Here is a 15,841-nt window from a genome sequence, read left to right as displayed (position 1 = left end):
ACACAACTGGTAAGGAGTTACATATGAACTGGAAAAAAGGTATTGCAGTAGCACTTAGTGCTATCTCTATTATGGCAATGGTAGCTGGTTGCGGTTCCAACACAGCAACTAATGATCAAAAGAAAATCGGCGTTATTCAATTGGTAGAACATCCATCCCTTGATGCTGCTAACAAAGGCTTTGTTGATGGCCTTGCATCTAAAGGTTATAAAGATGGGGAAAACATCAAATTAGACCAACAAAATGCTCAAGCTGACCAATCTAATTTGAATAGTATTGCTCAACGCTTTGTATCTGATAAAAAAGATTTAGTATTAGCCATTGCAACGCCAGCAGCACAAACTATGGCAAATGCATCTCATGATATTCCTATCATGGGTACTGCTATTACAGACTACGTTACAGCGAAACTCGTTCAATCTAACGAACATCCAGGTGGTAATGTATCTGGTACATCTGATATGACACCTGTAGAAAAAGAGGTTGACCTTATTATTGCATTAGTACCAAATGTAAAACGTATTGGTGCAATTTACACATCTTCTGAAATCAACTCCCAACTTCAAGTTGAAAAAATGAAAGCTTATGCAGCTACTAAAGGTATCACTGTTGTAGAAGCAACTGTTTCTAATGTAAATGATATCCAACAAGCGGCTACAAATCTTGTAAACCAAGATGTACAAGCAATTTATACACCAACTGATAATGTATTGGCATCTGCTATGGCTAACTTAGCTCAAATTACTGATGCTGCTAAAATTCCAGTATTTGCTGCTGATGAAGGTATGACAATGACTGGTGGTGTGGCAACATATTCTGTGGACTACTATAAATTAGGTTATCAAACTGGTTTAATGGCTGCAAAAGTGCTTTCTGGTGAAGCTAAAATTTCTGATTTAGCCATTGAAACACAAAAAGATATTAAGTTAACTGTTAACGAAGAACGTGCTAAAAAATTAGGTATCACAATTCCTGAAGCACTTCGTAAAGATATGAAACAATAGAGGAGATTTTGATGTTAGATTTAGTGGTAGGCACCATAACGACAGGCCTTTTATGGTCTTTGTTAGCGGTTGGTGTTTTTATTACCTTCCGTGTATTAGATGTGGCTGACTTAACCGTAGAAGGTACGTTCCCAATGGGGGCAGCCATTTCTGCAATTTTAATTACAAGTGGTATGAACCCAATCCTATCTATCTTGATTGCCGGCATTGGTGGTATGGCTGCAGGTGCTGTGACAGGTTGGATTCATACAAAATTAAAGATTCCTGCATTGCTCGCCGGTATCTTAACAATGATTGCTTTATATTCCATTAATCTTCATATTATGGGGAAAGCTAACGTATCCTTGCTTCGTATGGATACCATTTATTCAATTATCGGTAGTGTACTCCACACACCAAATATGTGGTCCGCAGCTATCGTAGGTGTTATTGTAGCTGTTGTTGTATGCTTATTATTATTCTGGTTCTTCGGTACAGAAATTGGTACAGCATTACGTGCAACAGGTGTTAATCCTCAAATGATTCGCGCTCAAGGCGTAAATACTGACAACATGATCGTTCTTGGTCTTTTGATTTCCAATGGTTTTGTTGGTATGTCTGGTGCATTGATTGGTCAATTCCAAGGCTTTGCCGACGTAGGTATGGGTATTGGTACTATCGTAATTGGCTTGGCTTCCGTAATTATCGGTGAGGTAGTATTTGGTACAAAATCCTTCGTGCGTAGCCTCATCGCTGTAGTACTTGGTTCTATCGTATATCGTATCGTTATTGCGGCTGTACTTTATATGGGTATGCCACCAAACGATTTGAAATTATTCACTGCTATTCTTGTTGCCATCGCGCTTTCCTTGCCTACATTGAAAGCAAAATGGTTGGCTCGTTAAGGAGGACACTATGTTAGAAGTAAAAAATATGGTAAAAACCTTCTTTAAGGGCACAATCAATGAAAAAACTGCTCTTCAAGGTATTGATCTTCGTTTAGAAGAAGGCGATTTCTGTACTGTAATTGGTGGTAATGGTGCTGGTAAAAGTACGTTGCTAAACTCCATTGCTGGTGTATTCCCAGTTGATGAAGGCTCCATTACTATTAATGATATTGATGTCACAAAAATGCCAGAATACAAACGTGCTAAATACATTGGTCGTGTATTCCAAGATCCTATGGTGGGTACTGCAGGTAATATGCAAATAGAGGAAAACTTGATTCTTGCTATGCGCCGTGGTAAAAACTTAGGTCTTAAATGGGCTTTCAAAGATAGTGAACAAGCATTCTTTAAGGAACGCCTTGCATTATTAGGTTTAGGCCTTGAAGAACGTTTGTCTGCTCGTATGGGCTTATTATCTGGTGGTCAACGCCAATCTATTACATTATTGATGGCTACTATGCTCCGTCCAGAACTTTTATTACTAGACGAACATACAGCAGCTCTTGACCCTAAGACGGCAGAAAATGTTTTGCAATTAACAGATAAACTTGTAGCAGAACATAATTTAACAACTCTTATGATTACCCACAATATGCGCGATGCATTGCGCTTTGGTAATCGCCTCATCATGATGGATGCTGGTCGCATTATCTATGATGTAAAAGGGGAAGAAAAGAAAAAATTAACAGTTGCCGATTTATTACAAAAATTCGAAGTAGCTGGAGAAAATGCATTGAGCGACCGCATGGTGCTAGGTGCGAAATAATAAAAGAGGGCTGTGGCCCTCTTTTGTTTATTTCCTGTATTTATTCTTTACAAGATAAGGTAGATACTGTATACTAAATAAGGTCGTAAGACATATCGTAAGCGAAGTATTCGAATCTCCAACGGTTACTTAAGCTTATCGGGATTATTTATTTTTTAGGAGGTAACATTAATGTTAACTACAGAAGCTAAATTAGCAGTAATTAAAGAATACGCTACTCATGAAGGTGACACTGGTTCTCCAGAAGTACAAGTTGCGATTTTGACAAGCCGCATCCAATACTTAACAGATCACTTGAAAGAACACAAAAAAGACCATCATTCCCGTCGTGGTTTGTTGAAATTGGTTGGTCAACGCCGTAACATGCTTGACTACCTTCGTCGTAAAGATATTGAACGTTACCGTTCCCTTATCGAACGTCTTGGTCTTCGTAAATAATAAAACTAGCCGTCCCATAGGACGGCTTTTTTTATTTGATTTCTCTATGTTATAATAACAATAGGCAAAGGGAAACGAATGCCGATAATCTATTGTGGAAACACGAAAAAAAGGACAGAGCGGCAACTCTGTCCTTTTTATTGTGCTAATTGCTATAATAATTAGCTTATTTTTTCTTGATGATATATAATAAGAAGGTATACATATAAGAAGATTTTTAGGAGGAATAGGAATGGAACAATTCCAAATGGACCTAGCTGGTCGTACGCTTACGATTGAGACTGGGGAACTTGCAAAACAAGCTGGCGGTGCTGTAATGGTTGGTTATGGCGATACTCGTGTACTCGTTACCGCTACAGGTTCTAAAGAGGCGAAGGATATCGATTTCTTCCCACTTACAGTAGACTATGAAGAAAAAATGTATGCTGTTGGTCGTTTACCAGGTGGCTTTATCAAACGTGAAGCACGTCCACCTGAATCTGCGATTTTGAATAGCCGTTTGATTGATCGTCCTATTCGTCCATTATTTGATAAAGGTGTACGTAATGAAGTACACGTAGTGGCAACTGTTATGTCTGTTGACCAAGATTGTGATCCTGCAATCTGTGGCATGATTGGTGCGTCCGCTGCATTATCTATTTCTGATATTCCTTGGAATGGTCCTATCGCAGGCGTTCGTATGGGCCGTATCAATGGTGAATTTGTTGTTAATCCAACAAAAGAACAATTGGAAGCAACAGACCTTAATATCGTTGTAGCTGGTACAAAAGATGCTATCCTCATGGTTGAAGGTGGTGCTCAAGAGGTTCCAGAAGAAACTATTCTTGAAGTTATCATGACGGCTCATGAAGAAATCAAAAAAATCGTAGCTTTCCAAGAAGACATGAAAGCTCAAGTAGGCAAGGAAAAACGCGTATTTGAAAGCAAAGACGTGCCTGCTGAAATCGCTGATGCAGTTCGTGCCTATGGTCATGATAAACTTGATGCAGCAGTACGTTGTGCAGATAAACAACAACGTGATGCGCAAGAAAGCGAAGTACGTGCAGATGTATTAGCTCACTTTGAAGAAATCTATCCAGATAACTTAGCTGATGTAAATAAAGCATTTGACGCAATGACAAAAGAAATCGTTCGTCATATGATTACTGTTGAAAAAATTCGTCCAGATGGCCGTAAACTTGATGAAGTGCGGCCTATCTCTTGTCGTACAGGTGTATTACCTCGTACACATGGTTCTGGCTTATTTACTCGTGGTCAAACTCAAGTATTGAACGTTGCCACTGTAGCACCATTGTCTGAAACTCAAACAATTGATGGCATTGGATTAGAAACAGAAAAACGTTATATTCACCATTATAATTTCCCATCCTTCTCCGTAGGGGAAACTCGTTCTTCCCGCGGTCCTGGTCGTCGTGAAATTGGTCATGGTGCTTTGGCTGAACGTGCATTGGTACCTGTTATTCCAAGCGAAGAAGAATTCCCATATGCATTGCGTTTAGTATCCGAAGTATTGGAATCTAATGGTTCTAGCTCCATGGCATCTGTATGTGGTTCCACATTATCCTTGATGGATGCTGGTGTACCTATTAAAGCTCCTGTAGCAGGTATCGCAATGGGTCTTGTAACTCAAGGCGAACACTACACAATCTTAACAGATATCCAAGGTATGGAAGATGCTCTTGGCGATATGGACTTCAAGGTTGCTGGTACAGCTAAGGGCGTAACTGCTATTCAAATGGATATCAAGATTTCTGGCTTGTCCCGTGAAATTCTTCATGAAGCATTAGAACAAGCTCATAAAGGTCGCATGCATATTATGGGCATCATGCTTGATACAATTGCTGAACCACGTCAACAAATGTCTCAATACGCTCCACGTATCATTACTATGAAAATTGATCCAGATAAGATTCGCGATGTAATCGGTTCTGGCGGTAAAGTAATTCGTGGTATCATCGATGAAACAGGTGCAAAAATTGACATCGAAGATGATGGTACAGTATTCATTGCTTCTGTAGACCAAGAAGGTGCTGCTAAAGCTCAACAAATCATTGAAAACCTTACTAAAGAAGTTGAAGTAGGGGAAGTATACCTTGGTAAAGTAACTCGTTTGATGGCATTTGGTGCTTTCGTAGAGGTATTACCTGGTAAAGAAGGTCTTGTACACATTTCCAAACTTGCAAAAGAACGCGTTGAAAATGTAGAAGATGTAGTAAATGTAGGCGATGAGATTATGGTAAAAGTTATCGAAATCGATAAACAAGGCCGTATCAACTTGTCTCGTAAGGATTGTTTAAAATAAGAGGTGTTACATGGATATTCGTGGCTTTGAAGTAGTTTCTGCTTTTGAAGAACAAGATATCAATTTACCAACCCGTAAAACAACAGAAAGCGCAGGGTACGATATTGAATGTGCTGAAGCTGTTACATTAGAACCAGGTCAAGTAGTACTCGTTCCAACAGGGCTTAAAGCTTTCATGGCATATGACGAATATCTTGCTATTCATATCCGTTCTAGCATGGCTATTAAACGCCATCTTGCACTTGTGAATAGCACAGGTATCATCGATAGCGATTACTACAATAATGAGGAGAACGAAGGTCATATCATGATTGCCCTCCTAAACTTTGGCAAAGAAACCGTTACCCTTGAAAAAGGCGAACGCGTTGCGCAAGGTATATTCTCTAAATACCTACTCACAAATGATGACGATGCAACAGGTGTACGTACAGGTGGTATCGGTAGCACTGGCACAATGTAAACTACATACAATTCTGAATAGAATGGTGAAAGCCGCTCAACATACGTTGGGCGGCTTTTTAGTTATTATGTTATTATTAATCTATAAAGAAGCATATAATAAGTATATTTTTATAAGAGTATTAATTTATAAGATATTATATATAACAAGGAAATAAATATGAATGAAAATATTATAGAGATTTTAACAAACGCAAAAGAACAACTTGAGTATTATATTCCCAAAATTCTAAGTATTAATAATTTAAGCGAACATGAAGATATAAATGTCATCGATGAACAATATAGACAAGCTTTAAAAGAGATAACGATGATTTTAGATGTTTATAATTCTTCAACTCCAATATCTGCTATAGATAAATTAATTAATCAAACAAAAGACAATTTCGATATTATAATCAACAATTGTGAAGAAAATATTTCTAATAATATAGAGAGTAGGGATTATGATGATTATTACTATCAGTATAAATCTATTTTTACTAATTTAGAAAGTTATCTTGAAAAACTTATAAGTATACGCTATTTATGCCGTATTGGAAATCAAAATACAGTAATTGTTGGAAAGAATGGTTCAGGTAAATCCTCATTTGCTAGTTTTTTTAAGAATTCATTTAATGATAATATTGTAGTTATTCCTGCACAAAAATACCTAGTTTTTAAAAATCTTAATGATAATCAGTCGTTAAGTATGAGTAGAGAAGAGTTATATGAAGTGCAGTATAAAAATTATATTAGTGGTTTGAAATCTAATGACTTTTATGAAATTGATAGATTTTTAAATGATGCTGAAAAAATATTTACAAGTCTAATTATTACTTTGTGTAATGAAGAGTTAGACTTAGGTTTAAAATCACTTTATGGTGAAGAAACTATAGGTTTGGATAATAGTTTGGTATTTAGAATAAATGAAATTTTAGACTATATACTGCCTCAAATTAAAATTAGAATTAATTCATTTACTAGATCGCTTGAAATTTTGAGAGATAATCAGTCATATACTGTAAATGCTATGAGTGATGGAGAAAAAGTAGCATTATATTATATTTTACATGTAATATTAGCATCTAAAGATAGCTACATTGTTGTAGACGAACCAGAAACCTTTTTGAATCCTTCTATAGCAAATCGGTTATGGAATATTCTTGAAGTAGAAAGATCAGATTGTAAATTTTTATATTTAACACATAATATTGATTTTATTATGTCGAGAAAGGCAGCTAAATTAATATGGTGTGTTAAATATCTATATCCTTATGAGTGGGAATTACTGGATATAGATATTGATAAATATCAATTACCTAAGGAGGTAATAATTACCTTATTAGGTAGTCAAAAAACGATACTTTTTTGTGAGGGGAACTATGATGAAGTATCTGATTACTCATTTTATAGTAGCTTATTTGGAGATAAAGCCTTTGTATATCCTGTAGGGGGGCATAAAGAAGTAATTCAATATGTTAGAAAATTTAATTCAAGTTTATTAAATAGTTACTATAATGCTGTGGGTATTATAGATCATGATTTTCTATTTAAAGAAACCATTGATAATTATTTTAAGGATAAAATATTTACTCTTCCATTTAATGAAATTGAAATGGCTTTATTATGTGATGAGATTTTAGAAAGTATTGTTAGTTTATATGCTAATGAAGGCCCTACTAAAGAAAAAATAGTAAACTTTAAAAAAGAAGCATTTGACTTGTTAAAAAAGGATAAAGAAAAGGTAGTATCACAAAATGTAAAATCTTATATTGAAGAACAAATAAATACTTTTAAAATTACTGATGCTAAAAATATTGAAACTATCACAGAAGAGTTTTATGATTACTTCAATAAATTAAAAGAAAAAGATTTATTTAAGTTTTATGATGATAAAATTAACTCAATTATTGATAGTAATGATTATAATGAATTCCTAAAAATTTCCTCATTAAAGTCTCAATTAAGTAAAGGGCTAGCTAATAAATTATTAGAATCTAATTATTTAGCTAAGGCGATTCACAGAGTTTCTAAAGACGCTGATTTACGTAAACTTTTAATAGAAAGGTATTTTAAAGAATTCAATGAGTTAATTAGTGAAAATTAAATTTTAGTGAGTGATTAGTTTGAAAACTATTATATATTTATAAAGTTTAAACGAGCTGTATTTATATGTACCCACTTTTTGTATATGAGTTTATAAATAGTAAGTCTTCGCTAATGATTATTATATATCTAACTCTTTCTGTGGTATCATGATATGTATGAACTATAAGGAGGCAATTATGGCAATTAGCAACGAGATACAAAAATCTAGCGAAATGAAATTTGATGGTAAACTAATTAAAGTTACTTATGATATAGCTGATGTTAACGGTAATGAAGCATGGCGTGAGGTTGTTCATCATCCTGGTGCAACAGCTATTGTGGTTGTTACTGAAGATAATAAGATTGTAATGGAACGCCAATTCCGTTATGCTTTGCAACAGCCTTTACTTGAAATCCCTGCAGGAAAACTTGATTCTAATGAAGAGCCTCTAAACTGCGCTAAACGTGAGTTAGCAGAGGAAACAGGGTATCGTGCGAACCAATGGATTCCATTGGGGACTATTGCAACAAGTCCTGGATTCTGTAATGAAGTGCTACATTTATATTTAGCAAAAGATCTTACTATGGGCGAAACTAACTGGGATCCAGATGAATATGTGGAACTTGAATACTTTACTTTACCTGAATTATTAGAGGCTATCAAGGCGGAGCAAATTAAGGATAGTAAATCTTTGGCAGCCCTTATGCTTGCAATGCCGTACCTCAAATAATAGTACGTAATAGGAGGATATATGTTTAAACGAATTATCCTATTAGTTATGGACTCTGTTGGTATTGGTCATGCCGTGGATGCTGCAAAATTTGGTGATGAAGGTTCTAATACATTAGGTCATATTGAATCGACAGCAGGTAAAATTCATTGTCCTAATTTAAAATCTATCGGTTTAGGTCGCATTGCTGATATTTCTGATACTGGTGAAAGCATTAACGGTGCTTTTGGCCGTATGGCAGAGCTCAGTACCGGTAAAGATACGACTAGTGGCCATTGGGAAATGATGGGGCATCCTGTTACCGTTCCATTCCCAACCTTTTACGAAGGTTTTCCAAAAGAATTAATGGATACTTTTACAAAGGAAACAGGCTATGGTTATTTAGGTAATGAAGTTGCATCTGGTACAGAAATTATTGAACGTCTTGGTGCGGAGCATATTAAAACGGGAAAACCTATTGTATATACGTCGGCAGACTCTGTATTTCAAATTGCAGCACATGAGGATGTGATTCCTTTAGATGAGCTATATCGTATATGCCAAATTACCCGTGATAAGGTTTGCATTGGAGATTACTATGTAGGTCGTATCATAGCACGTCCATTTATTGGTGAACTTGGTAGTTTTGTACGCACATCTAATCGTCATGATTATAGTCGTATGCCTGAGAAAAAGATGGTACAACAAGAGTTACAAGATGCTGGTGTGCCAACGGTAGCAGTTGGTAAAATTGGAGATATTTATGCTCATGTTGGTTGGGATGAAAGTTATCCTACAAAATCTAATGCTCATGGCATGAATATGGTTCCATATCTATTAGGCTCTACATTTGATTACGGTCTTATGATGGTAAACCTTGTTGAATTTGATAGTCTTTATGGTCATCGTAGGAATGTGGACGGCTATAAACGAGCTATTGAAGACTTTGATTACCAACTAGGTGGGCTAATACCAATGCTCAATGATGACGATTTATTGCTTATTACTGCGGACCATGGTAATGATCCAACCTGGAAGGGGACAGATCATACCCGTGAATTAGTACCTATTCTTGGATATAGTCCACGAATGAATGGGCCTATAAATCTTGGAGATAGAAAAAGTTTTGCAGACATTGGGGAAACAGTTTTAGAAAGCTTTGGTTTAAAACAATGGGGCATTGGAACATCGTTTTTAGAGAAACTTAGTAAATAATTTCTAATGTAATAGATAAAAAGAAGCTTTATTATTAAGGAATAAACTATATTTTCCTATAATAAGTTCTTGCGTCACAATATCTAGTATGATATAATCATTCAGGTATAAGAAACGATTTTTAAGGAGGTGACTCAATTGCCAAACATTAAATCCAGTATTAGAAGCGTAAAAACGGATGCTGAACGTCGTGCGAAAAACGCCGCTGTGAAATCTCAAATCCGTACAGCAGCTCGTAAAACCGTTGAAGCTGTTCAAGCAGGCGCAGTAGAAGAAGCAAAACAAGCACTTGTTCATGCTACTAGCGTAATTGATAAAGCAGCCTCCAAAGGTGTACTTCATAAAAACACTGCAGCTCGCAAAAAATCCAATCTTGCAGCTAAAGTAAACGCTTTATAATTTGAGCGTCAACAACCTCTTGTTGCCTAGCGATACGGGGTTGTTTTTTTATATCTACATCTTCAAAGGGACTCTCAATTGAGAGTCCCTTTTTGCATATATAATAAGTTACCTTATGTTATAATAAAGGATAGAATTAAGTGAGGTGTCTTATGAAAAAATTAATGATTATAGATGGCAGTAGTTTGTTATTCCGTGCATTCTTTGCATTACCACCGTTGAAGTCTGCTTTAGGTACTCCAACGAATGCGGTGTACGGTTTCTTAACGATGCTCATTAAATTGTACGAAGAAATCAATCCGGATTATATTGCAGTAGCCTTTGATAAAGGTCGTCAGACATTCCGTACAGAAATGTACAGCGAATATAAAGGTAATCGTCCAGATGCACCAGAGGATTTACGACCTCAATTTAGCCTTATTCAAGATGTATTAAAAGCGTTGGGCATTTGTGTTATTGAAGAAGAAGGTTTTGAAGGGGACGATATTCTAGGATCGTTGAGTAAGAAATTTGGTACACCAGAAATGGCTGTTAAAATTATTACTGGTGACCGCGATAACCTTCAACTCGTAACAGAGCATAGTCATGTATTCCTAACTAAAAAAGGCATTTCTGACATGTTAGAGGTTACTCTTGATAACATGGAGGAACTTTATGGTTATGGTCCTGATAAGGTTATCGAAATGAAAGCTCTTATGGGGGATACTTCCGATAACATTCCAGGTGTACCAGGTGTAGGTGAAAAAACGGCTCTTAAATTGATTACAGAATACGGTAATCTTGAGTCTGTATATGACCATATTGAAGATATTTCTGGTAAGAAATTAAAAGAGCGACTTGTAGAAAATAAAGACTTAGCGTTCTTGTCTCGTGATTTAGCAACTATCAAAACAGATATGGATTTATCCTATAAGGTTGAAGACTTTGTACAGAATTTTCATACCTCTGAAGTACAGCCTTTATTCGAAACTCTTGGGTTTACTAAATTAACACCTCGTATTGTACAAGTAATGGGTGGAGAAGAATCCGCTTTTGGTGATTTTGGTTCTTTATTTGCACCACAAGAGGAAATTTCTCTAGACGATTTAGCTGATGCTAAGGCTCTAACTCCTGACTTCTATACAGATAAAACAGTAGCAGTTCATGTTGTGCTCGATGGAAAAACTCCATTTAGAACAATCGAGACTACCTATCTTTCTAATGGTGATACTATCGTTAAAACAAATGATACAAAGGCTGTTCTAGCAGTATTACAAGGGGCTAAGGCCATTGTTACTACTCAAACAAAAGAACTAATAGAAGCATTAGGTAAAGAGTCACCAGCTGAAATCTCTTTGTTTAATGATGATAACACTGCACGTATCCATGATATGTCTCTTCTAGCATACTTGTTAGATCCAACACGTACTAACTATGGTTATCTATATTTAACGGAACGTTTCTCTGTGCCTAGCATTGCTAGCGGTAGCGTAGATGTAGAGTGCGTATCTATGGTGAAAGCTTTACTTGCTATGAATGATGTAGCTTGTGAATCTGCTCGACGTGAAGAGTTATGGTCTTTATATGAAACTATTGAGTTGCCATTGATTCATACATTAGTAGTAATGGAGAAAAATGGTATATACATTGATACAAATAAGCTGGCTGAAACGACAGCTCGCTTTAAAGATGAATTAGCCCAAGTACAACAAGAGATTTATGATCTTGCTGGTGAAACTTTCAACATAAACTCTCCAAAACAGTTGGGGGTCATCTTGTTCGAAAAGATGAACTTGCCAGTTATTAAGAAAACTAAGACTGGATATTCTACAGATGCTGAAGTACTTGATATGCTACGTAATGAGAGTCCAATCGTGGAAAAAATCTTGGCATACCGTTCTGTAGCAAAATTAGTATCTACCTATTGTGAAGGATTAGCAGTCCTTATTAATGATAAGACTAAGCGTATTCATACTACCTTTAATCAAATGGTTACGGCTACAGGTCGTCTTAGTTCCTCTGATCCTAACTTACAAAACATTCCTGTTCGTACAGAAAAAGGCCGTGAAATTCGTGCCTTATTCTATCCAGGTGCAGGGTATGACACATTAGTGAGTGCCGATTATTCTCAAATTGAGTTACGTATTTTAGCACATCTTTCTGGCGATGAAGCGTTGATTAAAGCTTTCGTTGATGGTAAGGATATTCATCGCTTTACTGCAGCAGAGGTACTAGGTAAATCTCAAGATGAGGTAACAAGCGAAGAGCGTTCTCATGCAAAGGCTATTAACTTTGGTATTATTTATGGTATTTCTGACTTTGGCTTATCTCGCGACCTTGGTATCACACGGGGAGAAGCTAAAAACTATATTGACTTATACTTTAGCCGTTATCCTAAGGTTAAAGAGTACATGGATCGTATGGTTCAGGAGGCCCATGAAACTGGTAAGGTTCGCACTATGTTCGGCCGTCAACGCGAACTTCCTGATATTAATAGCCGCAACTTTAACCGTCGTTCCTTTGCTGAACGTACGGCGATGAATACACCAATTCAAGGTACTGCTGCAGATATTATCAAGTTAGCAATGAACCAAGTTGAGCAAAAGCTAGAGGAAGGAAACTTTAAATCTCGACTTTTATTACAAGTACATGACGAACTTGTATTAGAAGTAGTGAATGAAGAATTAGACGCAGTTGAAGAATTATTGCGTTCTACAATGCAATCTGTAGTAGAATTACAGGTTCCTCTTATTGTAGATGTGCATCATGCTGAGAACTGGGCATTGGTAAAATAGTTTAATTGATAGTATTACGTGTTAGAAGGTATATATGTTTAAAATAGGCTTAACTGGTGGTATTGCATCAGGCAAGAGTACAGTCCTTACCTATTTTAAGGACAAAGGAATACCCTATATCGATGCTGATATTGTAGCTCGTGAAGTAGTGGAGCCGGGGACTGAGGGCTTACAAGCTATTGTAGAGACCTTTGGTTCTAATGTTTTACATGCTGACGGCACACTCAATCGTGAAGCGCTTGGTGCTATAGTCTTTCACAATGAAGAAAAACGACAATTATTAAATAGCTGTCTAAAAACACATATACGCAATCGTATTATGGAGTTGACATCTCAATATGAACAAGGAAATACGCCAATTTTAATCTATGATATTCCATTACTCATCGAAGGGGAATGGTATACCATGATGGATGAGGTGTGGCTCGTATATGTGAATGAAACGACTCAAATCGAACGTTTAATGAGTCGTAATGGATATACGAGAGAGGATGCCCTTGCTCGTATTAATAGTCAAATGCGGCTTGATGATAAACGTGCCTATGCAGATATAATCGTTGATAATAATGGTACGCCTCATGATTTAACAGTACAGTTGAATACTATTTGGAATGAGCGTATAGAGACAGTTTTACAAGAATCAAAATAATTACCTATTATGTACTAAAATTGGTATATAAAAATTAGTATTAAATGGTATAATAAGCCCATAAAATTTTATATAATAGTAACCTACCATTTGGTGTATTACTATATTGTACCGATATCAAAATCGGATAAAGATTGTGTAAGGAAAGGGGGATATATGAAACGTGCAACGGCAACGGCGCTATCGTGCGTCGTACTTGGGTGGTTTTATTTTACTCATTTAGATGATCCTATAGCGCGTCAAGTGGCGTACCCCTTTAACTATAGAGATGTAGTGATGGCTGCAGCTGATAAGGAACAAGTACCACCTTCCTTAGTGGCTAGTGTTATCTTAGCTGAAAGTAAATATAAGAATACTGCGGAATCTGAAACCGGCGCTCTTGGATTGATGCAACTTATGCCAGATACAGCGCGATGGGTAGCTCAACAAGTTGGACATGGAAACTATACAGATCGCCAGTTAAAAGAGCCGGAAACTAATATTGAGTTAGGTACATGGTACCTAGGTCATTTGTTAAAGGAATTTAATGGTGATGAGGTGCAGGCGTTAGCTGCGTACAATGCGGGACGTGGTCATGTTGAATCTTGGCTCAATGAGAATAAATGGAATGGCATGGTTGATACCATACCTTTTCCTGAAACGCGTAGCTATGTAAAAGCTGTCTTACAGTATCAAGAAAAGTACGAGGCATTATATGGAAACGATTATTGAAGCTTGTAAAGCATTAGATTATTCATGGTTGCCTCAGCAGATTGAGGGATTTACCTTAGTGGCGTCCAATGAAGCTGATTATACGGCACTACTTGAGCGTCTCGGAGTCGGTGAAGAGGTATTAAAGGTACCTATTTTCCATTATCAAAATGATTTGGGGTGGCGATGGTCTGCCTTATATGATAAAGAGGTAGAGGACTATACAGTACATATTGAAATGCCACTATTTTCCTTTGTTGATATTTCTTTTGTGCGTGCTGATTTAGAGTCGTTTTGGCAAGGATTACAAGATCGCTGTGTCAAAGGGTTAACTAATATGTTAATAGAGCCAGCGAATAACTTTACCTTTACCTATCGTCGTCGAGGCATTCCTGAATGGGATTTTTCCGAGGTTATGCCTAAAGAACTGGAAGGCTTTGTATGTGATATTGATCCAGCTCATGCAATCCGGATGATTAATGGTTCTTTTATTATCGGTGAGTATCGTAAGATGGACGAATGTACAGGATTATTGCTATATTATAACGAATTGCGAGATGAATACTTTGCAGAACTTCGTTATAAAAATTATCCTGAAATAGACCATCACCTAGATGCTAAAAATTTAGATGATTTAACTACAGTTCTACGTGAACATTTGGGTCCTATATTAAAAGGATTAAATGAACGCGTCGACTAAGGATAATCATTATATATGACTATGCTATTTTTTGAGTTATTTTATATTCATATGAAATAATCTAAGTGGGAATGTTTGGTTAAAGCCCATAAGAAAGCGTAGAATTTGTATATACACAGCAAATGTGATATACTATATATGACTTTTATATAAATCTTTTAAAAGAGTGGGCTTATGTCCACTCTTTCATTTATGATTAGCCTAATTAAGGTATTTGAAAAAAAGAGATATATACAAGATGTAGTAATGAAGGAGGCGATGGCTATGAAGAGAGAAGCAGTAGAGGAATTTGTATCCTCTGTAGTTGAAGGTATTATAGCCGGCACCGAAATGGAACTAGTCGATGTAGATTACATTCGTGAACGCGATTGGTATTTGCGTGTCTACCTTGATAAACCAGGTGGTGTAGATTTGGATGATTGTCAGATGGTTAGCGAAAAACTAAGTGCTGTCCTCGACGAAAAGGATCCAATTACGGAAAACTATTTATTGGAAGTATCTTCTCCAGGCCTAGATCGAGTTCTTAAGAAGGATAAGGACTTGATTCGCTATAATGGTCGTGATGTTGATATTCAGCTATTTAAACCGATTAATGGCAGTAAACAATTTACTGGTGCATTAGAAGGTTTTACAGACACAACTATCGATTTTACTATCAATGGTGAAAGTATGACATTCGAACGGTCTGCCATTGCACAAATTCGATTACATCTTGATTTTTAATATATGGAGGCATACG

At 36.4% G+C, this 15,841-nt stretch carries 15 protein-coding genes; all 15 read left to right on the top strand.

The features are described 5' to 3' along the window. The first annotated feature begins 23 nt into the window (after positions 1-23). The 15 genes from QZR70_RS00985 to rimP all read left to right on the top strand — a co-directional run bounded on the left by QZR70_RS00985 (position 24) and on the right by rimP (position 15,825). Positions 24-1,004, top strand: a complete 981-nt coding sequence (locus QZR70_RS00985) for an ABC transporter substrate-binding protein (protein WP_178885117.1) — start codon at positions 24-26, stop codon at positions 1,002-1,004. 11 nt (positions 1,005-1,015) lie between these two features. Further along, positions 1,016-1,888: an ABC transporter permease gene (locus tag QZR70_RS00980; RefSeq protein WP_295792453.1), complete on the top strand. Its 873-nt coding sequence runs from the start codon at positions 1,016-1,018 to the stop codon at positions 1,886-1,888. Between the two features lie 10 nt (positions 1,889-1,898). Then, complete coding sequence (locus tag QZR70_RS00975; RefSeq protein WP_295792451.1) at positions 1,899-2,696, top strand: ABC transporter ATP-binding protein; 798 nt, start codon at positions 1,899-1,901, stop codon at positions 2,694-2,696. Between the two features lie 171 nt (positions 2,697-2,867). After that, positions 2,868-3,134: a 30S ribosomal protein S15 gene (gene rpsO / locus QZR70_RS00970; protein WP_005386879.1), complete on the top strand. Its 267-nt coding sequence runs from the start codon at positions 2,868-2,870 to the stop codon at positions 3,132-3,134. Positions 3,135-3,366: 232 nt separating this feature from the next. Continuing rightward, on the top strand, positions 3,367-5,436 hold the full coding sequence (locus QZR70_RS00965; RefSeq protein WP_295792449.1) for a polyribonucleotide nucleotidyltransferase: 2,070 nt from the start codon (positions 3,367-3,369) through the stop codon (positions 5,434-5,436). Between the two features lie 10 nt (positions 5,437-5,446). Further along, positions 5,447-5,896 carry a dUTP diphosphatase gene (gene dut / locus QZR70_RS00960; protein WP_005386875.1) on the top strand — a complete coding sequence of 150 codons (450 nt, stop codon included), beginning with the start codon at positions 5,447-5,449 and terminating at the stop codon, positions 5,894-5,896. 159 nt (positions 5,897-6,055) lie between these two features. Further along, the gene (locus QZR70_RS00955) at positions 6,056-7,984 is read left to right on the top strand and encodes an AAA family ATPase (RefSeq protein WP_295792445.1); all 1,929 of its coding nucleotides are present in this window, start codon (positions 6,056-6,058) and stop codon (positions 7,982-7,984) included. A gap of 178 nt (positions 7,985-8,162) precedes the next feature. Continuing rightward, entirely contained in the window at positions 8,163-8,696 is a 534-nt protein-coding gene (locus QZR70_RS00950; protein ID WP_295792442.1) for an NUDIX hydrolase, read from the top strand. A 21-nt stretch (positions 8,697-8,717) separates the two neighbouring features. After that, positions 8,718-9,890: a phosphopentomutase gene (locus tag QZR70_RS00945; protein WP_295792440.1), complete on the top strand. Its 1,173-nt coding sequence runs from the start codon at positions 8,718-8,720 to the stop codon at positions 9,888-9,890. A 138-nt stretch (positions 9,891-10,028) separates the two neighbouring features. Next, positions 10,029-10,289, top strand: a complete 261-nt coding sequence (rpsT, locus tag QZR70_RS00940) for a 30S ribosomal protein S20 (protein WP_004692998.1) — start codon at positions 10,029-10,031, stop codon at positions 10,287-10,289. A 152-nt stretch (positions 10,290-10,441) separates the two neighbouring features. After that, a complete protein-coding gene (gene polA / locus QZR70_RS00935) occupies positions 10,442-13,063 on the top strand; it encodes a DNA polymerase I (RefSeq protein WP_295792437.1) in 2,622 nt (873 codons plus the stop codon). Positions 13,064-13,097: 34 nt separating this feature from the next. Next, positions 13,098-13,712: a dephospho-CoA kinase gene (coaE, locus tag QZR70_RS00930; protein ID WP_295792435.1), complete on the top strand. Its 615-nt coding sequence runs from the start codon at positions 13,098-13,100 to the stop codon at positions 13,710-13,712. 156 nt (positions 13,713-13,868) lie between these two features. Next, positions 13,869-14,423 (top strand): lytic transglycosylase domain-containing protein, encoded by a 555-nt coding sequence (locus QZR70_RS00925; RefSeq protein ID WP_119206904.1) that lies wholly within the window; start codon positions 13,869-13,871, stop codon positions 14,421-14,423. Further along, on the top strand, positions 14,407-15,102 hold the full coding sequence (locus tag QZR70_RS00920; protein ID WP_295792434.1) for a hypothetical protein: 696 nt from the start codon (positions 14,407-14,409) through the stop codon (positions 15,100-15,102). Before QZR70_RS00925 ends, QZR70_RS00920 begins: the two co-directional genes overlap by 17 nt. A gap of 264 nt (positions 15,103-15,366) precedes the next feature. Next, positions 15,367-15,825, top strand: coding sequence for a ribosome maturation factor RimP (rimP, locus tag QZR70_RS00915; protein WP_295792433.1), 459 nt, complete (start codon positions 15,367-15,369; stop codon positions 15,823-15,825). Positions 15,826-15,841 lie beyond the last annotated feature (16 nt).

The organism is uncultured Veillonella sp., from assembly GCF_900545205.1.
In the GTDB taxonomy this organism is placed as follows: Bacteria; Bacillota; Negativicutes; order Veillonellales; family Veillonellaceae; genus Veillonella.
Note: the sequence above shows the minus strand (reverse complement) of the source record. Positions and strands in the feature narration are given on the sequence as shown.